Source organism: Streptomyces sp. NPDC012769, assembly GCF_042901205.1.
In the GTDB taxonomy this organism is placed as follows: domain Bacteria; phylum Actinomycetota; class Actinomycetes; order Streptomycetales; family Streptomycetaceae; genus Streptomyces.
This window is the reverse complement of the sequence record NZ_JBIBCP010000001.1, coordinates 1,569,074-1,589,980: the sequence shown is the minus strand read 5'-3', so window position 1 is coordinate 1,589,980 and position 20,907 is coordinate 1,569,074. Positions and strand designations below refer to the sequence as shown.

Annotated in this window: 18 protein-coding genes; 13 read left to right on the top strand and 5 right to left on the bottom strand. The window is 72.3% G+C overall.

Features of this window, described 5'->3' with window-relative positions; translation table 11 throughout:
• The first annotated feature begins 22 nt into the window (after positions 1-22).
• Complete coding sequence (locus ACFY7C_RS07145; RefSeq protein ID WP_389644958.1) at positions 23-1,765, top strand: pyruvate dehydrogenase; 1,743 nt, start codon at positions 23-25, stop codon at positions 1,763-1,765.
• An 85-nt stretch (positions 1,766-1,850) separates the two neighbouring features.
• The gene (locus ACFY7C_RS07140; RefSeq protein ID WP_389644955.1) at positions 1,851-2,255 is read left to right on the top strand and encodes an ATP-binding protein; all 405 of its coding nucleotides are present in this window, start codon (positions 1,851-1,853) and stop codon (positions 2,253-2,255) included.
• 21 nt (positions 2,256-2,276) lie between these two features.
• Here the strand turns inward: ACFY7C_RS07140 and ACFY7C_RS07135 are convergent, their stop codons facing one another.
• A complete protein-coding gene (locus ACFY7C_RS07135) occupies positions 2,277-3,350 on the bottom strand; it encodes a DUF2637 domain-containing protein (protein WP_389644952.1) in 1,074 nt (357 codons plus the stop codon).
• A 208-nt stretch (positions 3,351-3,558) separates the two neighbouring features.
• Entirely contained in the window at positions 3,559-4,416 is an 858-nt protein-coding gene (locus ACFY7C_RS07130) for a (2Fe-2S)-binding protein (protein WP_389644950.1), read from the bottom strand.
• Positions 4,417-4,562: 146 nt separating this feature from the next.
• On the opposite strand from ACFY7C_RS07130, the gene ACFY7C_RS07125 reads away from it, so the two are divergent.
• The gene (locus ACFY7C_RS07125; RefSeq protein ID WP_389644947.1) at positions 4,563-5,345 is read left to right on the top strand and encodes a GntR family transcriptional regulator; all 783 of its coding nucleotides are present in this window, start codon (positions 4,563-4,565) and stop codon (positions 5,343-5,345) included.
• Positions 5,346-5,393: 48 nt separating this feature from the next.
• Positions 5,394-6,917, top strand: coding sequence for a WD40 repeat domain-containing protein (locus ACFY7C_RS07120; RefSeq protein ID WP_389644944.1), 1,524 nt, complete (start codon positions 5,394-5,396; stop codon positions 6,915-6,917).
• A 10-nt stretch (positions 6,918-6,927) separates the two neighbouring features.
• Here the strand turns inward: ACFY7C_RS07120 and ACFY7C_RS07115 are convergent, their stop codons facing one another.
• Together ACFY7C_RS07115 and ACFY7C_RS07110 are read right to left on the bottom strand one after the other, a co-directional pair.
• Complete coding sequence (locus ACFY7C_RS07115; RefSeq protein ID WP_389644941.1) at positions 6,928-7,677, bottom strand: hypothetical protein; 750 nt, start codon at positions 7,675-7,677, stop codon at positions 6,928-6,930.
• 219 nt (positions 7,678-7,896) lie between these two features.
• Complete coding sequence (locus tag ACFY7C_RS07110) at positions 7,897-9,591, bottom strand: PucR family transcriptional regulator (protein WP_389644938.1); 1,695 nt, start codon at positions 9,589-9,591, stop codon at positions 7,897-7,899.
• Positions 9,592-9,902: 311 nt separating this feature from the next.
• Between ACFY7C_RS07110 and ACFY7C_RS07105 the strand changes: the two genes are divergently transcribed.
• The 5 genes from ACFY7C_RS07105 (at position 9,903) to ACFY7C_RS07085 (ending at position 16,695) form a co-directional block, all read left to right on the top strand.
• Positions 9,903-10,793, top strand: a complete 891-nt coding sequence (locus ACFY7C_RS07105; RefSeq protein ID WP_389644935.1) for an FAD binding domain-containing protein — start codon at positions 9,903-9,905, stop codon at positions 10,791-10,793.
• A gap of 2 nt (positions 10,794-10,795) precedes the next feature.
• Complete coding sequence (locus tag ACFY7C_RS07100; protein ID WP_389644932.1) at positions 10,796-11,398, top strand: (2Fe-2S)-binding protein; 603 nt, start codon at positions 10,796-10,798, stop codon at positions 11,396-11,398.
• Between the two features lie 2 nt (positions 11,399-11,400).
• Entirely contained in the window at positions 11,401-13,800 is a 2,400-nt protein-coding gene (locus ACFY7C_RS07095) for a xanthine dehydrogenase family protein molybdopterin-binding subunit (RefSeq protein WP_389644929.1), read from the top strand.
• 236 nt (positions 13,801-14,036) lie between these two features.
• The gene (locus tag ACFY7C_RS07090) at positions 14,037-15,503 is read left to right on the top strand and encodes an NCS2 family permease (RefSeq protein ID WP_389644927.1); all 1,467 of its coding nucleotides are present in this window, start codon (positions 14,037-14,039) and stop codon (positions 15,501-15,503) included.
• A 43-nt stretch (positions 15,504-15,546) separates the two neighbouring features.
• Positions 15,547-16,695, top strand: a complete 1,149-nt coding sequence (locus ACFY7C_RS07085; protein WP_389644924.1) for an XdhC family protein — start codon at positions 15,547-15,549, stop codon at positions 16,693-16,695.
• 111 nt (positions 16,696-16,806) lie between these two features.
• Here the strand turns inward: ACFY7C_RS07085 and ACFY7C_RS07080 are convergent, their stop codons facing one another.
• On the bottom strand, positions 16,807-17,412 hold the full coding sequence (locus ACFY7C_RS07080) for a TetR/AcrR family transcriptional regulator (protein ID WP_389644921.1): 606 nt from the start codon (positions 17,410-17,412) through the stop codon (positions 16,807-16,809).
• Between the two features lie 147 nt (positions 17,413-17,559).
• On the opposite strand from ACFY7C_RS07080, the gene ACFY7C_RS07075 reads away from it, so the two are divergent.
• The 4 genes from ACFY7C_RS07075 to ACFY7C_RS07060 all read left to right on the top strand — a co-directional run bounded on the left by ACFY7C_RS07075 (position 17,560) and on the right by ACFY7C_RS07060 (position 20,850).
• Positions 17,560-18,705 carry an acyl-CoA dehydrogenase family protein gene (locus ACFY7C_RS07075; protein ID WP_389644919.1) on the top strand — a complete coding sequence of 382 codons (1,146 nt, stop codon included), beginning with the start codon at positions 17,560-17,562 and terminating at the stop codon, positions 18,703-18,705.
• 97 nt (positions 18,706-18,802) lie between these two features.
• The gene (locus ACFY7C_RS07070; RefSeq protein ID WP_389644916.1) at positions 18,803-19,207 is read left to right on the top strand and encodes a hypothetical protein; all 405 of its coding nucleotides are present in this window, start codon (positions 18,803-18,805) and stop codon (positions 19,205-19,207) included.
• Positions 19,208-19,305: 98 nt separating this feature from the next.
• Positions 19,306-20,067, top strand: coding sequence for an SDR family NAD(P)-dependent oxidoreductase (locus ACFY7C_RS07065; RefSeq protein WP_389644914.1), 762 nt, complete (start codon positions 19,306-19,308; stop codon positions 20,065-20,067).
• 78 nt (positions 20,068-20,145) lie between these two features.
• Entirely contained in the window at positions 20,146-20,850 is a 705-nt protein-coding gene (locus ACFY7C_RS07060; RefSeq protein WP_389644912.1) for a TetR/AcrR family transcriptional regulator, read from the top strand.
• Positions 20,851-20,907 lie beyond the last annotated feature (57 nt).

The following is a 20,907-nucleotide window of genomic DNA, read 5'->3' as shown; positions in this document are numbered from 1 at the left end:
CCGGCCATGGGTTGATGGACCCATGGCCAAACAGAATGTCGCAGAACAATTCGTCGACATCCTCGTCCGCGCGGGCGTCCGACGCCTCTACGGAGTGGTCGGCGACAGCCTGAATCCCGTCGTCGACGCGATCCGCCGCCACTCCGCCATCGACTGGATCCATGTGCGGCACGAGGAGACGGCGGCCTTCGCCGCCGGCGCCGAGGCCCAGATCACCGGCCGGCTCGCCGCCTGCGCCGGATCCTGCGGCCCCGGCAACCTCCACCTGATCAACGGCCTGTACGACGCCCACCGCTCCATGGCCCCGGTGCTGGCCCTCGCCTCCCAGATCCCCTCCAGCGAGATCGGCCTCGGCTACTTCCAGGAGACCCACCCCGACCAGCTGTTCCGCGAATGCAGCCACTACAGCGAGCTGATCTCCAACCCGAAACAGATGCCCCGGCTGCTCCACAGCGCCATCCAGCACGCCGTCGGCCAGGGCGGCGTCAGCGTCGTCGCGCTCCCCGGCGACCTCGCCTCCGAACCGGCCCCCGACCAGGCCGCCGAGACCGCGCTCGTCACCTCCCGGCCCACCGTGCGCCCCGGCGACGCGGAGATCGACGCCCTCGTCCGGATGATCGACTCCGCCGACCGGGTGACGCTGTTCTGCGGCAGCGGCACCGCCGGCGCCCACCCGGAGGTCATGCAGTTCGCCGAACGGGTGAAGTCACCCGTCGGGCACGCCCTGCGCGGCAAGGAGTGGATCCAGTACGACAACCCGTTCGACGTCGGGATGAGCGGACTCCTCGGCTACGGCGCCGCCTACGAGGCCACCCACGAGTGCGACCTGCTCATCCTGCTCGGCACCGACTTCCCGTACAACGCCTTCCTGCCCGACGACGTCAAGATCGTGCAGATCGACGTGCGGCCCGAACGCCTCGGCCGGCGCTCCAAACTCGACCTCGCCGTCTGGGGCGACGTCCGCGAGACCCTGCGCTGCGTCATCCCGCGCGTGCGGGCCAAGACCGACCGGCGCTTCCTGGACAAGATGCTGAAGAAGCACGCCGACGCGCTGGAGGGCGTGGTCAAGGCCTACACCCGCAAGGTCGAGAAGCACGTGCCGATCCACCCCGAGTACGTCGCCTCCGTCCTCGACGAACTCGCCGACGACGACGCCGTGTTCACGGTCGACACCGGCATGTGCAACGTATGGGCCGCCCGCTACCTCACCCCCAACGGGCGGCGCCGCATCATCGGCTCCTTCAGTCACGGCTCCATGGCCAACGCCCTCCCGCAGGCCATCGGCGCGCAGTTCACCGACCGCCGCCGCCAGGTCGTCACCCTCTCCGGCGACGGCGGATTCTCCATGCTGATGGGCGACTTCCTCACCCTCGTCCAGTACGACCTGCCGGTGAAGGTGATCGTGTTCGACAACTCCTCGCTCGGCATGGTCGAGCTGGAGATGATGGTCGCCGGACTCCCCTCGTACGGAACCACGAACAAGAACCCCGACTTCGCCGCCATCGCCCGCGCGGCCGGCGCCTACGGCGTCCGCGTCGAGAAGCCCAAACAGCTCGCCGGCGCCCTCAAGGACGCCTTCCGGCACAAGGGCCCGGCGCTGGTCGACGTCGTCACCGACCCCAACGCCCTGTCCATCCCGCCCAAGATCAAGGCCGACATGGTGACCGGCTTCGCCCTCTCCGCGAGCAAGATCGTGCTCGACGGGGGAGTGGGCCGCATGCTCCAGATGGCTCGATCCAACCTGCGTAACGTGCCCAGGCCCTGACGGTCCGTGCACCCCGATGAATGCCGACGGGCCCGCGGGGCATGCATCCCCGTGAGCCTGTTCGACGCGACGACGGGGTGGGGATATGGCCGGGGAGGCGAAACAGCCGACGGGGCTGCTCAGAAAGGTGGGATGCGCCGAGCTCACGGCGGTGCCGGAGGTGCGGCACGCCTTGCGCGCGATGCTGGGGACGTGGGGCGCGCCGGGCGCCACCGACGTCGCCGAACTGCTCACCAGCGAACTGGTGACCAACGCCCTGATCCACACGGACCACGGCGCGGTCGTCACCGCCACCGTCGCCCCCGAGCAACTACGCGTCGAGGTACGGGACTTCGTTTCCGGACTCTCCGCGCCGCGCGTACCGGACGCCGACGACGGTACGCACGGCAGGGGACTCGTCCTGGTCCAGGCCCTCGCCGACTCCTGGGGCGTGGAGAACCACGGAGTGGGCAAGGTGGTCTGGTTCGAACTGAACGGCGGGGCCGCCTGAGGCGGCCCCGCCGAACGGCGCTCAGCCGAACTGCTGCTCCAGATCCGCGAGCTTGCGCTCCAGGGAGTCGAGCCGGGGCAGCGTCTGGGTGTCGTCCTCGGCGGTGAGGTCCACCGTCCGGGGCTCCGCCGTGCGGGACTCAGCGCCCCTCACGGCTTGCAGGGAGGGCCGGGGTCGAAGCGGCAGCTGTCCGGGGTCCGCTATGGCGGGCTCCGCGACCGCGGCCTGCACCGTGCCCGTCGCGGAGCCCGTACCGGAGGCGGCACCCAGCGCCGCCATCTCGACCTGCCGACCACTGCGGCCGAACGCGCGGTGCTGACGGTTCAGCGCCTTCAGCCGCGCCCGGTCCAGCTTCGCCTGCTCCCGCCTGCGGATCCGGTTCTGCTCCTTCTCCCGCCGGTCCTCACGCACCTCGTCGACGGCCTCGTCCAGAGTCCGTACGCCCTCCAGGAGCATCAGCGACCAGGCGCCGAAGGTCTCCCGGGGCGCCCGCAGCCAGCGGACCATCCGGATCTGCGGCAACGGCCTCGGGATCAGGCCCTGCTCGCGCAGCGCGGCCCGCCTGGTCTGCTTCAGCGCCCGGTCGAACAGCACCGCCGCCGACAGCGACATGCCCGCGAAGAACTGCGGAGCGCCCGCGTGGCCCAGGCCCCGAGGAGCGTGCACCCAGTTGAACCAGGCCGCGGCGCCCGCGAACGTCCACACCAGCAGCCGCGAACCCAGGGCCGCGTCACCGTGACTGGCCTCCCGGACGGCCAGCACCGAACAGAACATCGCGGCGCCGTCGAGGCCGAACGGGACCAGATACTCCCAGCCCCCGGTGAGGTTGAGGTTCTGCCGGCCGAAGCCGACGAGCCCGTGGAAGGAGAGCGCCGCCGCGACCGCGGCGCAGCAGAAGAGCAGCACATAGGAGGCGGTGCCGTAGACGGCCTCCTTGCGTCTGCGGCGCTCCTCGCTGCGCTCCCAGGAGTCCTCGGCCGCGGCCTGGTCACCGGCGCGCTTGCCGCGCGCGAGCACCGCCACCGCCGTCAGGACGCCCGCCACCATCACGCCGCCCGGAAGCAGCCAGTCCAGCGATATGTCGGTCAGTCTCATTGCGGTGTCCCTTGCCTCGCAGTAGTGCCTCGCAACAGGGCGATTCGGCCGCCCATACTGGCCGACCGGGCGGGGCGGGCAGGGGGTTTCGCGGCAAGAGCACGCCAACGGGGTCGTACGGCATACGAATAGGTGCGATCTGGTCGAACTGCCGCACGAGAGCACCGAGTTGTGTTCGACGTGCACCACCCCTGAGGGTGGTGTGACGTCAGGCGGTCGCCGCCAGTCGGCGGACCCGCTCCCCATCACCGGTCCGCGGGCACGTCAGACAGGTGTCCTCGGGGCGCAGCGTGTAGAAGAAACAGCACGTCGCCCGGTCCCGCGTCGTCCGTGCCGTCCCGCACGCCTCCGCAGACCCTGACAGCTCACGGAAGCCCGCCGCCCCCACGTACGGCTCGGCCGTCCCCGGCATCAGCCGCTCCAGCTCCGCCAGCGCCCGGTGCTCCTCGCCGAGCAGCGAGGCGATGTACCACAGGCCCTCGACGATCTCGTCCGTGACCATGCCCCACCACGCCCGCCGGCCCCGCCGCATCCGGGGCCCGAACCCGGCCAGCACCTCCTCGAAGTGCTCCGCCAGCGCGCCCCGCACCTCCGCCCGCAGCGCCTCCTCGTCCGCCACCACCCGCGCCCCCGGCAGCGCCGCGGCCGGATCCCCCGGCAGACACGCGAACTCCTCCACCCGCACCGCGATCCGGCCGAGCCCCCGATGGAAGGCCACGTTCCGAGCCGGCAGCCGCGGCACCCGGCGGTGCAGGAACCAGGGCAGCGTCACCAGCAGACAGACCGGCCAGGCGTACCGGTGCAGACCGAAACTCGCCACCACGTCCGGGCGCGCCGCCCTCCCGTAGTCCCGCCGCACCTGGGCGTCGTCCCACGCGAGGAAGGCGTCCAGGCCGTCCCCGCCCGCGCCCAGCTCGCCCGCGCCCACCCAGCCCGTCCCGGACGGCATGCGCTCGTCCCCGGCCCGCTCCTCCACGCGCAGCGCGGTGAACACCTCGCCGAGCCGGGCATACGCGGCCGCGACGGGCGAGGCGGGAGCGGACGGCAGCAGAGCGGGCACGGTCATGGGACCACCGAATCGCGATCGTTAGCAGGTTAGCCTTACCTTACCCGATGCGTACGGTGTTTGAACTGCGACGCCGTCCGCCTATCGTGCACGGGGGACCCCGGCATCGCGAGCCGGGCCCGGCACGACAGCGCAGGAGGACCCGGGTGGAGCACGGCGACACGCGCGGACGGACCACCGACAGGCCCGCCCCCGCGACCCACGGCGATGCCGCCACCCCGGACGACGGCGCCACCAGGGTTCCGGGACAGACCCGCGCCCCCCACGTACGCGGCGAACACACCCACGACGGACCCGGCCCCAGGACCGTCCGGCGCCACTCCGTCCGCGGCCAGATCCTCGAAGCCCTCCGCACCGCCCTCGTCGGCGGAGAGCTCGTCCCCGGCGAGGTCTACTCCGCCCCCGTCCTCGCCGAACGCTTCGGCGTGTCCGCCACCCCCGTCCGCGAAGCCATGCAGCAGCTCGCCACCGAAGGCGCCGTCGAGGTGGTCCTCAACCGGGGCTTCCGCGTCACCGAACGCACCCCCCGCGAACTCGCCGAACTCGCCGAGGTGCGTGCCCTCATCGAAGTCCCCGTCATGCTCCGCCTCGCCCGCACCGTCCCCGCCGCCCGCTGGGCCGAACTCCGCCCCCTCGCCGAAGCCACCGCCACCGCCGCCGCCCGCGGCGACCGCGCCCACTACGCCGAGGCCGACCGCGCCTTCCACCGCGCCGTCCTCTCCCTCGCCGGCAACGAACAACTCCTCCTCATCGCCGACGACCTCCACCGGCGCTCCCAGTGGCCCCTCGTCAGCGCCCCCGCCACCCGCCACGGCGAACTCGTCGCCGACGCCGCCGAACACACCGCCCTCCTCGACGCCCTCGTCGCCCAAGACCTTCCGGTCGTGTCGTCCCTCGTACGGGAGCACTTCACCGGAGCGCAGGACTGACGACTAAGGTCTCCCGTACGACCGAACCGCGCCGACCGAGAGGTGCCCATGCCGTCCGTCCGCGCGGAGCGCCCCGGGGCCGCGGCCCTGCTCGGCTGGCTCACCGACCCCGACGCCCCCCGCCTCTGCCTCGTCACCGGCGCCCCCGGACTCCTGACCTGGCTCGCCGCCCACGGCCCACGCGCCGCCGGCCGCCACCGCACCGTCCGGGCCCTCGTCCCGCTCACCGGCCGCACCGCCCTCGGCGCCGCCTGGGCCGTCGCCGACCACCTCGGCGTCGTCGCCGGCTCACCCGACGACCTGGTCCGCGCCCTCGCCACCACCGATACCGGCCGCGCCGCCCGCACCGTCCTGCTCCTGCCCGCCCTCCACACCGCAGCCGAACCCCTCGCCGTCGCCCGCCTCCTCAAGGACCTCGCCGCCCTCGGCCGCGTCCGCGTCGTCGCCGAGACCCTCCCCGGCACCCCCGAACACACCCTCCTCGCCGAGGGCCGCGTCGCCGTCGTCGACGAGGACCGGCCCGCCGAGACGCCCCAGCCCGCGCCCCTCCCGCCCGACCTGTCCGACCCCCGCGCCGTGTGCACCGCCGACCCCGTCGCCGTCACCACCGGCTACGTCCAGGACCCCGCCGACGACCACGGCGGCCTCCGCTCCGCCTGGCTGCGGGCCGGCCAGGCCCTGTGCGCCGCCCGCACCCCCGCCGACCGCGCCCTCGGACTCCTCGCCGTCCTCGGCGACCGCGCCGACCCCCGACTGCGGCCCGCACTCGAAGAACTCGCCGCCACCGCGCCCTGGCGGGTGCGGTGGACCCGGGTCGCCGGCGACGTCGCACCGCCCTGGCCGGGACCCGCCGCCGCGCTCGCCGCCCAGGAAGGCACCCTGCTCGTCGCCGACCTCGGCGGCACCGTCCACCTGCTCGCCGCCGCCGACGCCCGCCCCCTCGGCCGGCTCGACCACCCCGTCACCGGGCGCGTCACCTCCCTCGCGCCCGCACCCGACGGCACCGTGCTGCTGCTCGACGAACGCGGCCGGCTGCACACCGTACGAGGCACCAAGCCCCGCCCGCCCTACCTCCAGCGCCTCACCGAAGCCGTCTCCACCACCCTCAGCCGGCACCCCGGCACCGCCCTCGCCGCGATCGCCGGCTCCGTCGTCGTGGGCGACCGGCTCGGCTCCGTCCACGCCTTCGGCCTCACCGGCCTCCACCAGGCGGCCCTGCACAGCGGCCGGGTCACCGCGGTGGCCGCGGTCGAGTCGGCGACGCCGTTCGTCTGCAGCGGCGGCACCGACGGCACGGTCCGCCGCTGGACCCCGGGCCGCGCCCCGGACCCGGCCCCGCTGGCCGAGCGCCCCTCCCCGGTGGTCTCCCTCTCCGCCACCGAGACCCCGCACGGCCCCGTCCTCGCGGTCGCCTGGGCCGACGGCACGGTCCGGGTCCACCGGCCGGAACAGGGCGCCCACCTGGACTTCCGCCCGGGCCCACCGGTGCGGTCCGTGGCCGTCACGCCGGACGGTGCGCTGGTCGTCGGCCTGGACGAGGCACTCGTGCGGTTGGAGCGCGACGGCGGCTGACGCCGACGGCTCAGATCGCCGGACGGGGCGTCAACTGCGCGGCCAGCCAGGTCGGTACGCCGCCCAGCAGCCGGAAGAGCCGGCTCGCCTCCGCGCGCAGGCGGCCCGCCTCCGGTTCCGTCTCGGCCTCCGCGAGGGAGGCGAGCGCCGGGACGGTGCCGACCAGGTAGCCCAACTCCTCGCGGATGCGGAGCGATTCGGTGAAGCCGTGCCGTGCTTCGGCCAACTCGCCCTCGCGCAGGGCGAGTCCGGCGAGGTGGCGCCAGGTGAAGGAGAGGAGCAGGGTGTCGCCGTGGGCGGTGGCGCCCTCGTGGGCGCGGCGGTAGGCGGCGCGTGCCGCCTGGGGGGAGTCGCCGAGGTTCTGGGCGACAAGGCCGCGCCGGAGGTCGAGCAGCGCGCGCCGGGGCGTCTCGGGGTCGACGAGGGCCGCCGCGCGTCCGAGCGCCGCGCGGGCCTCGTCGGCCCGGTCCCGTACGCCCAGAAGGGTGGAGGCGTACGCCAGATAGCCGCGCTCGCAGGCCGCCGCACCGCGTTCCTGGTCGGTCTGGGCGACGGCTTCCGCCGCGCGGAGGGCTTCCTCCGCCTCGGCCCAGCCCTGCTCGGTGTACAGGCAGCGTTCGATCAGGAGCGCGGCCCGTTCGAGGGCCGCGGCCGGTTCGGCCGCCTGGGGGGCGAGGAGTTCGGCCGCGTCCGTCCAGCAGCCGCGGGAGCGAAGTCTCCAGACCGCGGTCTCCAGTGGGGTGCCCCGGCCGTACTCCACATTGCCCTCCCCGAGCGCGCCATCGAGCTGTTGAGTAGGACGGCATCTCAGCACGAACCCGAAGGCCCGGCCAAGAGGTCGGGTGAAACTTTTCACAAAGGGAGGGCGGGGGAAACGCGGCCGGACACGGCAAAGGGGCGGCAGTCGCCTGCCGCCCCGTCAGTCCGCTTGATCACCCGATGAGATGAACGGGCTCGTCACGGATGTGGCTTCACCCGTTCAGCTCATGCGCAGGGCGAGGAAGAAGTCGAGCTTGTCCTCCAGGCGGGACAGGTCCCGTCCGGTGAGCTGCTCGATCCGTCCCACCCGGTAGCGCAGCGTGTTCACGTGCAGGTGGAGGCGGGTCGCGCAGCGGGTCCAGGAGCCGTCGCAGTCGAGGAAGGCCTCGAGGGTCGGGATGAGCTCGGCCCGGTGGCGGCGGTCGTAGTCCTTCAGCGGGTCGAGGAGCCGCGCGGTGAAGGCGCGGCGCACGTCGTCGGGGACGAAGGGCAGCAGCAGGACGTGGGAGGCCAGCTCGTGGTGTCCGGCGGCGCAGACCCGGCCGGGGCGGGCGGCGGCGACCCGGCGGGCGTGCCGGGCCTCCTCCAGGGCGCCGCGCAGGCCCTCGGCGGAGTGCACGGCGGCGCTCACGCCGAGGGTCAGCCGGCCGTCGCCGTCGAGCCCGGCGGACAGCGGGGCGCGGACGGAGGCGAGGAGCGCGTCGGCGTGCAGCCCCATGGTGGCGGCCGGGACGTCGTCCTCGCTGTCCGGGAGCGGGGCGGTGGCCAGCGGGACGAGGGCGATGGCCTCGTCGCCGCTGTGGGCGACGGCGATACGGTCGGCGGAGTCGGCTCCGGAGGTCGCCGGGTCGACGAGGATCTCCTCGAGGAGCGACTGGGCGATGGGGCCGCTGTCGATGACGGTCTGGCCGGGGTCCTGGTCCCATTCGACGCGGGCGACGACGACCTGCCAGTGCGGGGCGGTGCCGAGGCCGGGGAGCAGGACGGGGGCGGCGACGCGGAGGCGGGCGGCGATCTCGGCGGGCGCGGCGCCCGTCTGGACCAGTTCCAGGACTTCCTGGGCGAGGCGGCGGCGTACGGTGCGGGCGGCGTCGCGCCGGTCCCGTTCCACGGCGATGAGCTGGGTGACGCCCTGGAGCAGGTCGAGGCGGGCGGCGGGCCAGTCGCCGGCGTCGGCCTCCACGGCGAGCAGCCAGTCGGACAGCACGGTTTCGCGCACGTCGCGGGTGGCGGGGGCGGCGCCGCGGCCGGTGTTGCGGATCGGGAACAGGGAGTAGGCCGTTCCGCTGATGCTGAGGCGGTGGGGACCGCGCCGCCCGGTGCGGGTGGCGGCGAGGTGCTCGCCGGCGAGGCCGGCGGCCAGGCCGGGCTCCAGGGGCTCTCCGGCGCCGGCGATCTGGCGGCCGGTGGGGGACAGCACCCAGGCGCGCAGGTCCAGGTCGGAGCCGAGGAGGTCGAGGACGACCTCGGGGCCGCCACCGGCGGGCCCGGAGGTCATCAGGCGCCTGTGGCGGTCGACGACGGCGGCCAGGTCGCCCGCGCGCTCACCGGAGACCTGTCGAACAACGTGCTCGGTGATCGTCGCGAACGCAACGGATTCGTTGACTGCGAACAGGGGCAGTCGATGGCGAGAACACGCCTGTACGAGGTCGTCGGGGATGTCGCCGAGCTCGGCCTCGCCCGCGGCCAGGGCGGCCACTCCGGCGGAGGCCAGGATGCGGACGAAGGGCTCGGCGTCGGCGGGCTCCCGCAGCCAGGCGAGGCCGGTGAGGACCAGCTCACCCCCGGCGAGGTAGCGACTGGGGTCCTTCAGGTCCGTCGTCATCACGCCCCGGACGGTCCGGTCCAGCTCGTCGTCGCCGCCGAGCAGGCGCAGCCCGAGCGCGTCGTTCTCCAGCAGTGCGCGCAGCCGCATGATGTCGCCGCCGTTCCTTCTCGTCAGGGGTGGTGGTGTGTCGCGTTGTCGTCGGTGGCGTGGTGCCACCGTTTCCGGGGGGAAACAGTGAGGTGAGTGTTTCCCGCCTTTCGTTCGAATCTACAAGACGAGGATGGCAGCCAGCCAACCGCTTCATGGTTTCTGTCACTGCACCCCGAGGTCAGGGGCTTGTGTACTAGGCCACACAGCGCGTGAACAGCACATGAACCGCAAGTCGAGGGCCGGCCGTCCCCCTAGGCCCGTACGAACGACACCCCCCTGATCACTAGAAGCACAAGAAGAGAGCCACCATGGACTTCCTTCGCCCCGCCAGCTGGGAGGAGGCGCTCGCCGCCAAGGCCGAGCACCCCACGGCCGTGCCCATCGCAGGCGGTACGGACATCATGGTCGAGATCAACTTCGACCACCGGCGTCCCGAGTACCTCCTGGACCTCAACCGGATCGAGCTCCTGCGCGAGTGGGAGGTCGGCGAGGAGAACGTCCGCCTCGGCGCTTCCGTTCCGTACACCCAGATCATGGAGAACCTGCGGGCCGAGCTCCCGGGTCTGGCGCTCGCCTCGCACACCGTCGCCTCTCCGCAGATCCGCAACCGCGGCGGCGTCGGCGGCAACCTGGGCACGGCCTCCCCGGCCGGCGACGCCCACCCCGCGCTGCTCGCTGCGGGCGCCGAGGTCGAGGTGGAGTCGGTGCGCGGCAGCCGGTTCATCCCCATCGACGAGTTCTACACGGGCGTGAAGCGCAACGCGCTGGAGCCCGACGAGCTCATCAAGACCGTCCACATCAAGAAGGCGGACGGCCCCCAGCAGTACTCCAAGGTCGGCACCCGCAACGCGATGGTGATCGCCGTGTGCGCCTTCGGTCTCGCGCTGCACCCGGAGACCCGCACGGTGCGCACCGGCATCGGCTCCGCCGCGCCGACGCCGGTGCGGGCGACCGCCGCCGAGGAGTTCCTGAACGCGGCCCTCGAGGAGGGCGGCTTCTGGGAGAGCGGCAAGATCATCACTCCCTCGATCGCCAAGCAGTTCGCGGAGCTCGCCTCCGGCGCCTGCAACCCGATCGACGACGTCCGAGGCACCGCCAAGTACCGCCGGCACGCCGTGGGCATCATGGCCCGCCGCACGCTGGGCTGGACCTGGGAGCAGTACCGCGGCACCGGCCGCACCCTTGAAGGAGCTGCATAACCATGCGCGTGAATTTCACGGTCAACGGTCGTCCGCAGGAAGCCGACGACGTCTGGGAGGGTGAGTCCCTCCTCTACGTTCTGCGTGAGCGCCTGGGGCTGCCCGGCTCCAAGAACGCCTGTGAGCAGGGCGAGTGCGGTTCCTGCACGGTCCGTCTCGACGGGGTGCCGGTCTGTTCGTGTCTGGTCGCGGCCGGTCAGGTCGAGGGCCGCGAGGTCGTCACGGTCGAGGGCCTGGCGGAGTTCGCCAAGCAGCGTGAGGAGCACGGCCACGGCGGCTGCGCCTCCGGCGCCTGCGGCACCTCGCTCGACGAGGCCAAGCGCTGGGAGGCCAAGCCGGGTCAGGACTCGCAGACCGGCGAGGGCGTCGAACTGTCGCCGATCCAGCAGGCGTTCATCGACGCCGGCGCGGTCCAGTGCGGTTTCTGCACCCCCGGTCTGCTGGTCGCGGCCGACGAGATGCTGGAGCGCAACCCGTCCCCGACGGACGCGGACATCCGCGAGGCGCTCTCCGGCAACCTCTGCCGCTGCACCGGTTACGAGAAGATCCTCGACGCGGTCCGCCTCGCGGCCGCGCGCCAGGAGCGCCAGGGAGAGGCGGTCTGACGATGGCTCAGAACACACGTACCGTACCGGCGGGCACGCCCACGGACGTCACCCAGAACCACACCAAGGGCGGCGTCGGCGAGTCCACCCTCCGTCCGGACGGCACCCTCAAGGTGACCGGCGAGTTCGCCTACTCCTCGGACATGTGGCACGAGGACATGCTGTGGGGCCAGGTCCTGCGGTCCCCCGTCGCGCACGCCGAGATCGTCTCCATCGACACCTCCGAGGCCCTCACGATGGACGGCGTCTACGCCGTCCTGACGCACGAGGACCTGCCGGCCGCCAAGAACTACGGCCTGGAGTTCCGGGACACCCCGGTGCTCGCCTACGGCAAGGTCCGGCACCACGGCGAGCCGGTGGCCCTCGTGGCCGCCGACCACCCGGAGACCGCGCGCCGCGCCGCGGCCAAGATCAAGGTCGAGTACCGGGAGCTCCCGGTCATCACGGACGAGGCCTCGGCCACCGCCCCCGACGCGATCCTGGTCCACGAGAACCGCGACGACCACCACGCCGCGTACGTCCCGCACCCGAACATCGTGCACCGCCAGCCGATCATCCGGGGCAACGCCGACGAGGCCGCCAAGCGCGCCGACGTCATCGTCCGGGGCGAGTACACCTTCGGCATGCAGGACCAGGCCTTCCTCGGCCCCGAGTCCGGGCTCGCGGTGCCGGCCGAGGACGGCGGCATCGACCTGTACGTCGCCACCCAGTGGCTGCACGCGGACCGCGAGCAGATCGCGCCCTGCCTCGGCCTGCCCGAGGACAAGGTCCGGATGACCATGGCCGGCATCGGTGGCGCCTTCGGCGGCCGCGAGGACATCTCCATGCAGATCCTCGCCTCGCTGCTCGCGCTGCGCACCGGCAAGCCGGTCAAGATGGTCTACAACCGGTACGAGTCCTTCTTCGGGCACGTCCACCGGCACCCGGCCAAGCTCTACTACGAGCACGGCGCCACCAAGGACGGCAAGATCACGCACATGAAGTGCAAGATCGTCCTGGACGGCGGCGCCTACGCCTCCTCCACGGTCTCCGTCGTCGGCAACGCCTCGTCGCTGTCGGTCGGCCCGTACGTCATCGACGACGTCGAGATCGAGGCGATCGGCCTCTACACCAACAACCCGCCCTGCGGCGCCATGCGCGGCTTCGGCGCGGTCCAGGCCTGCTTCGCCTACGAGGCCCAGATGGACAAGCTCGCGGCGAAGCTGGACATGGACCCGGTGGAGTTCCGCCGGCTCAACGCCATGGAGCAGGGCACGATCATGCCGACCGGCCAGGTCGTGGACTCGCCCGCCCCGGTCGCCGAGCTGCTGCGCCGGGTCAAGGCCCGCCCGCTGCCGCCGGAGCGCCAGTGGGAGTCCGCCGGCGAGGGCGCGGACGTCCGCGCGCTGCCGGGCGGCCTGTCCAACACCACCCACGGCGAGGGCGTCGTGCGGGGCGTCGGCTACGCCGTCGGCATCAAGAACGTCGGCTTCTCCGAGGGCTTCGACGACTACTCGACCGCCCGGATCCGCATGGAGGTCATCAACGGCGAGGCCGTCGCCACGGTGCACACCGCCGCGGCGGAGGTCGGCCAGGGTGGTGTCACCATCCACGCCCAGATCGCCCGTACGGAGCTCGGCGTCCAGCAGGTCACGATCCACCCCGCCGACACCCAGGTGGGCTCGGCCGGTTCGACCTCGGCCGGTCGCCAGACGTACATGACCGGCGGCGCCATCAAGAACTCCTGCGGGCTCGTCCGCGAGAAGGTCCTGGAGATCGGCCGGCGCAAGTTCGGCTCGTACCACCCGGCGTGGGCCACGGCCGAGCTCCTCCTGGAGGGCGGCAAGGTCGTCACCGACGGCGGCGAGGTCCTCGCGACCCTCGTGGACGTCCTCGGCGACGAGGCCGTGGAGGTCGAGGAGGAGTGGCGGCACCGCCCCACCCAGGCCTTCGACCGCGTCACCGGCCAGGGCAACGGCCACGTCCAGTACGCCTTCGCCGCGCACCGCGCGGTGGTGGAGGTCGACACCGAGCTCGGTCTCGTCAAGGTGATCGAACTGGCCTGCGCCCAGGACGTCGGCAAGGCGGTCAACCCCCTCTCCGTCATCGGCCAGATCCAGGGTGGCACCACCCAGGGCCTGGGCGTCGCGGTGATGGAGGAGATCATCGTCGACCCGAAGACCGCGAAGGTGCGCAACCCCTCCTTCACGGACTACCTGATCCCCACGATCCTCGACACGCCGACCATCCCGGTCGAGTACCTCGAGCTGGCCGACCCCAACGCGCCGTACGGCGTCCGGGGCATCGGCGAGGCCCCGACCCTGTCGTCGACCCCGGCCGTCCTCGCGGCGATCCGGAACGCGACCGGTCTCGAGCTCAACAAGACGCCGGTCCGCCCCGAGGCGCTCACCGGCACCCTGTAGGACCTCTCCGGACGGTGCGTGCCTCCCAGGAACGTCACACTTCCCCGCCCGCACCGTCCGGGGACCCCCCGCAGTACCGCTCCACCAGAAGTACCCGCAGTACCGCATTACCGCAGTACCGATTCACCCGTTCGTCTCGGGCCGTCCCCCGGGTCGTGCAGCCAACTTGATTTCCCAAATCCCGCAATCCCCAACGCTTTCTGCGGGTGCCCCTTTGAACCTTGGGAGTAGGCCCCATGACCCAGTCGTCAGTGGAGCCCAAGACCACGGCCGAGGACGCGGGCAACGGCTCGCGCAACCCCGCCGGCAGGTCTTGGCTCGACCGGTACTTTCACATCTCGGAGAGAGGATCCACCGTCGCGACGGAGATCCGCGGCGGCGTCACCACCTTCATGGCGATGGCGTACATTCTCCTGCTCAACCCCCTGATCCTCTCCGGCAAGGATGTGGACGGCAACGTCCTCAGCCAGCCCGCGCTGATCACCGCCACGGCGCTGTGCGCGGCTGCCACGACCCTCCTCATGGGTTTCTGGGGCAAGGTCCCGCTGGCCCTCGCGGCCGGTCTCAGCGTCTCCGGCGTCATGGCCTCGCAGGTCGTGCCCGTCATGACCTGGCCGCAGGCCATGGGCATGTCGGTGGCCTACGGTGCCGTGATCTGTCTCCTGGTGGTCACCGGCCTCCGCGAGATGATCATGAACGCGATCCCCCTCGCGCTCAAGCACGCCATCACCATCGGCATCGGTCTCTTCATCGCGATCATCGGCTTCGTGAAGGCCGGCTTCGTGCACGAGAACCCCGCCCCCGGCGGCGGTCCCGTGTCGCTCGGCCCGGCCGGCGAACTCCAGGGCTGGCCGGTCCTGATCTTCGCCGTCACCCTGCTGCTGATCTTCGCCCTGCAGGCCCGCAACGTCCCCGGCGCCATCCTCATCGGCATCGTCGTCGGCACGATCGTCGCGGTCGTCCTCAACGCGATCGCCGACATCCCGGGCAAGGCCTGGTTCTCCGGCGCGCCGGAGCTGGACGGCAGCGCGGTCTCCGCACCGGACTTCTCGCTGATCGGTGACGTGTCCTTCAGCGGCTGGGGCGACGTCGGCTACATCACGATCACCATGATCGTCTTCACCCTGGTGCTGGCCGGCTTCTTCGACGCCATGGCGACCATCCTGGGCGTCGGCACCGAGGCCAAGCTCGCCGACGACAAGGGCCGCATGCCGGGCCTGTCGAAGGCCCTGTTCATCGACGGCGCCGGCGGCGTCATCGGCGGCGCGGGCGGTGCCTCCGGTCAGACGGTGTTCGTCGAGTCCGCCACCGGTGTCGGCGAGGGCGCCCGCACGGGTCTGGCCTCCGTGGTCACCGGCGGATTCTTCGCCCTGTGCCTCTTCTTCACGCCGCTCACCGCGATCGTGCCGCAGGAGGTCGCCGCCGCGGCCCTGGTCGTCATCGGCTCGATGATGATGCAGAACGCCAAGCACGTCGACTGGAGCGACCGCTCCGTGGCGATCCCGGTGTTCCTCACCGTGGTCCTGATGCCCTTCACGTACACCATCACCACCGGTGTCGCGGCCGGCGTCATCTCCTACGCGGTCATCAAGAGCGCGCAGGGCAAGGCGAGGGAGGTCGGAGCCTTCATGTGGGCGCTGACCGGAGTCTTCGTCGTCTACTTCGCGATCCATCCGATCGAGAGCTGGCTGGGCGTCGGCTGACGCCCGTAACGTCGCCCTCTCCACACATCCAGAGGAGTTCGAGATGCTGGACATCGCCGAGGAGCTGCACCGGTGGGTCGAGCAGGGACGCGACTTCGCCGTCGCCACCGTGGTGGCCGTCGGCGGGAGCGCGCCCCGGCAACCGGGCGCCGCACTCGCCGTCGACAGCGACGGCACGGCGATCGGATCCGTCTCCGGCGGATGTGTGGAGGGCGCCGTCTACGAGCTGTGCCAACAGGCCATCGAGGACGGTCGCACCGTCGTCGAGCGCTTCGGCTACAGCGACGAGGACGCCTTCGCGGTCGGTCTGACCTGCGGCGGCATCATCGACATCCTCGTCACCCCGGTCCGCGGCGGGGTCTACCCCGCCGCGCTGGCCGCCGCCGTCTCCAAGGAGGCGGCGGCCCTGGCCCGGATCGTGTCCGGCCCCGAGGAACTCATGGGCCGGGCGGTCCTGGTCCGCCCCGACGGTTCGTACGAGGGCGGGCTCGGCGGCCACCCCGAGCTGGACCGCACCGCGGCCGCCGAGGCCGGCGCGATGCTGGACGCGGGCCGCACCGGCACCGTCGAGATCGGCGAGGACGGCAGCCGCTGCGGACAGCCGCTCACCCTCCTCGTGGAGTCCTCGGTCCCGGCCCCCCGCATGATCGTCTTCGGCGCCATCGACTTCGCGTCGGCGCTGGTCCGGGTCGGCAAGTTCCTCGGCTACCACGTCACCGTCTGCGACGCCCGTCCCGTCTTCGCGACGAAGCTCCGCTTCCCCGAGGCCGACGAGATCGTCGTCGAATGGCCCCACCGCTATCTGGAGTCGGCCGCCGCCGCGGGCGAGGTCGACGGCCGCACGGTGCTGTGCGTCCTCACCCACGACGCCAAGTTCGACGTGCCCCTGCTCCGGACCGCCCTCCGACTTCCCGTCGCGTACATCGGCGCGATGGGCTCCCGCCGCACCCACGAGGACCGCAACAAGCGTCTGCGCGAGGTCGGTGTCACCGAACTCGAGCTCACCCGGCTGCGCTCCCCGATCGGCCTCGACCTCGGCGCCCGTACGCCGGAGGAGACCGCCCTGTCCATCGGCGCCGAGATCGTCGCCAACCGCCGCGGCGGCAGCGGCGTCTCCCTGACCGGTGCGCACACCCCCATCCACCACGACGGCCCGCACGCGCCGGCCGGCCGCATCGGCTCGGTGGCCTGACGGCCCGGCGTCCTCGCTCCGTTCTCGCCCGTCGGGCACTCCGGACTTCCGGAGTGCCCGACGGGCTTTCTGGCGTTCAGGCACTCAGGCGGGCGCGGTACGGGTGCGGGCTCAGCCCCTGCGGAGGCCGTGCAGCAGCAGTTCGGCGAGCTGCTCGTACGCGGCCGCGTCGGCGAGGCCGGTCGCGGCGGCGACCTGGCGGCGCTGGATGCGGACCATGACGGAGGCGATGACGTCGGCCGCGAAGGTCACGTGCACCTCGCGGAAGACGCCGGCCGTGACGCCCTCCTCGATGAGCTGCTGGACGCGGCCGGCGGCGGCGCGGGTGTTGCGCTCGTAGACCTCGGCGGCCGGCTCGAAGGCGGCCACGTCGTCGAAGAACGCGGGGGAGACCGGGGCGAGTTCGGCGGCGACCGCGCGCAGATAGGCGGCCAGGCGCTCGGCGGGTCCGGTCGCGGCGGCGAGCACCGACTCGACGCGGACGGTGGCGCGGCGGAAGAAGTGGACCACGGCGGCCCGGACGAGCTGCTCCTTGCTGCCCGCGAGGCCGTAGAGCGTGCGCTTGGAACAGTGCAGCCGGGCGGCGAGGTCGTCGAGCGTCAGCTGGGCGAAGCCCTCGCCGACCAGGAGTGCCACCAGTTCCTCGAAGAGCTCGGAGCGCCGGGCGGCGCCCCGGCCGGTGAGCCGGGGTGTGTCGGCGGCGGAGGTCTCGATCACCCGAACAGTATGCCGGGTCGACCCGTCCGGGGGGTTACGCGGGACCCCTTCTGCGCTACGCTAACCGGTACTGCGGTACCCCTCGCAGTACCGGTTCAGAGCTTTCGAAGCTTTTCGCAGCACCGACTGCGTCGTGATGGAGTCGCCATGGATGTCGACCGCCTGCTTCCCACCCCCGAGGCAGCGGACCTCATCGCTCTCACGCGGGAGATCGCCGACAAGGAGCTCGCCCCCCGCGCCGACGAGCACGAGGCCGCCGAGACCTACCCGGAAGGCCTGTTCGCGACCCTGGGCGAGGCCGGGCTGCTCGGCCTCGCCTACCCCGAGGAGTTCGGCGGCGGAGGCCAGCCGTACGAGGTCTATCTCCAGGTCCTCGAAGAGCTCGCCGCCCGCTGGGCGGCCGTCGCCGTCGCCACCAGCGTCCACACCCTCGCCTGTCACCCGCTGTACGCCTTCGGCACCCCCGAGCAGAAGGAGCGCTGGCTGCCGGACATGCTGGAGGGCCGGCTCATCGGCGGCTACAGCCTCTCCGAGCCGCAGGCCGGCTCCGACGCCGCCGCGCTCGCCTGCAAGGCCGAGCCCACCGAGGACGGGTCCGCCTACCGCGTCACCGGCAGCAAGGCCTGGATCACCCACGGCGGCAAGGCCGGCTTCTACGCCCTGTTCGCCCGCACCGCCCCCGGCAGCCACGGGATCTCCTGCTTCCTCGCCCCCGGCGCCACCGAGGGCCTGAGCTTCGGCAAGCCCGAGCGCAAGATGGGCCTCCAGGCGGTCCCCACCACCTCCGCCCACTGGGACGGCGCGCTGATCGAGGCCGGCCGGCGCATCGGCGACGAGGGGCAGGGGCTCCAGATCGCCTTCAGCGCGCTCGACAACGGGCGCCTCGGCATCGCCGCCTGCGCCACCGGGCTCGCCCAGGCCGCCCTGAGCGCCGCCGTCGCCTACGCCAACGAGCGGACCACCTTCGGGCGGAAGATCATCGACCACCAGGGCCTCGGCTTCCTGCTCGCCGACATGGCCGCCGCCGTCGACGCGGCACGCGCCACCTACCTGGACGCGGCCCGCCGCCGCGACCTCGGGCGGCCCTTCAGCCGCCAGGCCAGCGTCGCGAAGCTGATCGCCACCGACACGGCCATGAAGGTCACCACGGACGCGGTGCAGGTGCTCGGCGGCTACGGCTACACGCGTGACTTCCCGGTCGAGCGCTACATGCGCGAGGCCAAGATCATGCAGATCTTCGAGGGGACGAACCAGATCCAGCGCCTGGTCATCAGCCGCGGCCTGACGGCCTGACCGGGAGTTCGCCGACCCGGGTTGCCGGGCCGTGCCACCGGGCGTAGTCCGGAAGGAGGGGGCACCCGATCCGTCGTATCCGGAGAGGAGTCCCATCATGCTCGGCGACCTGATCAGTGAGGAACAGGGCCAGAACACAGGAATCCGGGTGGTGTCGGTCGAAGGCGGCCAGCCGCATCTGGAGGCGTCCTTCCAGGCGACCGGCACGCTGCTGGGCGAGGCGGTCACGGACCTGGGCACCTACGACTCGGTGATGCAGCCGGACGGCACGCTCTACGGGGACGGCCAGGGCTGCACCATGACCCAGGACGGCGAGTTCGTCACCTGGCACGGCTCCGGCGTCGGCCGCATGACCGAGTCCGGCGGGGTCAGCTATCGCGGCTCGATCTTCTGGGAGACCGCCTCCGAGAGGTTCGCCCAGCTCAACGGGACCGCGGGCACGTTCGAGTACGAGGAGGACAAGGACGGCAGGAACACGGCGAAGGTCTGGGCATGGAAGTAGTGCGCGCCCGACGCGCACCCAGGTAGTTCCCGGTGCACCGAGGGGGTGCACCCGTCAGGCGGCCCGGAAGCGGGCCGCCGGTTCGTACGAGGAGTTTCATGGACATCGCAGGTTCCGCCGCACTCGTCACCGGGGCCGCTTCCGGTCTCGGGGCCGCCACCGCCGCCGCGCTCGCCGCGAAGGGGGCCACCGTCTACGGCCTGGACCTCGACAAGGCGGTCGCCGGGGCCGAGGCCCCCGCCGACGGAGTCACCCTGATCCCGGCCGACGTCACCGACGAGGAGCAGGTGCGGGCCGCGCTCGCGCGCGTCGAGGAGGACGGGGCCACGCTGCGGCTCGCCGTGAACTGCGCCGGCATCGCGCCCTCCACGCGGGTGCTCGGCCGCAAGGGCCCGCACGACCTCGCGCTCTTCCGGTCGGTCCTGGACGTCAATCTGGTCGGCACCTTCAACGTGATGCGGCTCGCCGCCGAGGTCATCGCCAAGCAGGAGGCCGACGGCAACGGACAGCGCGGTCTGGTCGTGAACACCGCCTCCATCGCCGCCTTCGAGGGGCAGGTCGGCCAGATCGCGTACGCCGCCTCCAAGGCCGGCGTCGCCGGGATGACCATCACCGCCGCGCGTGACCTCGCGCAGTTCGGCATCCGGGTCGTCACCGTCGCCCCCGGTATCGTCGACACCCCGATGATGGCCGGCTTCTCCGAGGAGATCAGGGCCGGGCTCGCCGCCGGGGTCACCTTCCCGCAGCGGCTCGCCCGTCCCGAGGAGTACGCCCGCCTGGTCACCATGATCGCCGAGCACGACTACCTCAACGGCGAGACCATCCGGATGGACGGCGCCCTGCGCATGGCCGCTCGCTGAGGCCGTGGTCCGGGCCCTGACCTCGGGCATGGCACCAAGTGCCGCCGCGTGAGGGATCCGAGTGCTAGGTTCGGGGGCATGAGCACCAACCCCGCCAAGCCCTCGATGCGTGACTCCCTCGTCGCGGCGGCCTTCCAGCTCTTCCTGGAGCGCGGCTACGAGCAGACGACGATCGACGACATCGTCCGGACGGCCGGGGTCGGCCGGAGGTCCTTCTTCCGGTACTTCCCGTCCAAGGAGGACGTGGTCTTCCCCGACCACGAGCAGAGCCTCGCCGACATGACCGCCTTCCTCGCGGCCAGCGAGGACTCCGACGACCCGCTGGTCCGGGTCTGCGAGGCCACCCGGCTCGTGATGCGGATGTACGCCGAGAACCCCACCTTCTCCGTCCAGCGCTACCGCCTCACCCGCGAGGTCACCGGCCTGCGGACGTACGAGCTCTCCGTCGTCTGGCGGTACGAGAAGACCCTCGGCGACTATCTCCGCACCCGCTTCGCCGACCGCCGCGACGGCACCCTGCGGGCCAACGTCGTCGCCGCGGCCGTGGTCGCCGCGCACAACCACGCCCTGCGCCACTGGCTGCGCTCCGGCGGCGAGGGCGACCCGCTGGCGGAGGTCGACCGGGCGCTCGAGTTCGTACGGGAGACCTGGAGCCCGCAGGCGGCGCCGGCGGGCCCGGCGGGGGAGCGGGAGACCGACGACGTGGTCGTGGTCATCACCAAGCGTTCCACCCCCATGTGGCGCGTGGTGCGCGAGGTGGAGTCGAGCCTCGGGGACGGCTGAGAGACGGCCGGGGATCTCAGTATCGTCAATTGAGGGAACTCAGGTCTTTATTTGCTG

Bases quoted from the DNA above. Each gene is read 5' to 3' on its own strand.
- ACFY7C_RS07145 (WP_389644958.1), top strand. From the start codon at position 23: ATGGCCAAACAGAATGTCGCAGAACAATTCGTCGACATCCTCGTCCGC.
- ACFY7C_RS07140 (WP_389644955.1), top strand. From the start codon at position 1,851: ATGGCCGGGGAGGCGAAACAGCCGACGGGGCTGCTCAGAAAGGTGGGA.
- ACFY7C_RS07135 (WP_389644952.1), bottom strand. From the start codon at position 3,350: ATGAGACTGACCGACATATCGCTGGACTGGCTGCTTCCGGGCGGCGTG.
- ACFY7C_RS07130 (WP_389644950.1), bottom strand. From the start codon at position 4,416: ATGACCGTGCCCGCTCTGCTGCCGTCCGCTCCCGCCTCGCCCGTCGCG.
- ACFY7C_RS07120 (WP_389644944.1), top strand. From the start codon at position 5,394: ATGCCGTCCGTCCGCGCGGAGCGCCCCGGGGCCGCGGCCCTGCTCGGC.
- ACFY7C_RS07110 (WP_389644938.1), bottom strand. From the start codon at position 9,591: ATGCGGCTGCGCGCACTGCTGGAGAACGACGCGCTCGGGCTGCGCCTG.
- ACFY7C_RS07105 (WP_389644935.1), top strand. From the start codon at position 9,903: ATGGACTTCCTTCGCCCCGCCAGCTGGGAGGAGGCGCTCGCCGCCAAG.
- ACFY7C_RS07100 (WP_389644932.1), top strand. From the start codon at position 10,796: ATGCGCGTGAATTTCACGGTCAACGGTCGTCCGCAGGAAGCCGACGAC.
- ACFY7C_RS07095 (WP_389644929.1), top strand. From the start codon at position 11,401: ATGGCTCAGAACACACGTACCGTACCGGCGGGCACGCCCACGGACGTC.
- ACFY7C_RS07090 (WP_389644927.1), top strand. From the start codon at position 14,037: ATGACCCAGTCGTCAGTGGAGCCCAAGACCACGGCCGAGGACGCGGGC.
- ACFY7C_RS07085 (WP_389644924.1), top strand. From the start codon at position 15,547: ATGCTGGACATCGCCGAGGAGCTGCACCGGTGGGTCGAGCAGGGACGC.
- ACFY7C_RS07075 (WP_389644919.1), top strand. From the start codon at position 17,560: ATGGATGTCGACCGCCTGCTTCCCACCCCCGAGGCAGCGGACCTCATC.
- ACFY7C_RS07070 (WP_389644916.1), top strand. From the start codon at position 18,803: ATGCTCGGCGACCTGATCAGTGAGGAACAGGGCCAGAACACAGGAATC.
- ACFY7C_RS07065 (WP_389644914.1), top strand. From the start codon at position 19,306: ATGGACATCGCAGGTTCCGCCGCACTCGTCACCGGGGCCGCTTCCGGT.
- ACFY7C_RS07060 (WP_389644912.1), top strand. From the start codon at position 20,146: ATGAGCACCAACCCCGCCAAGCCCTCGATGCGTGACTCCCTCGTCGCG.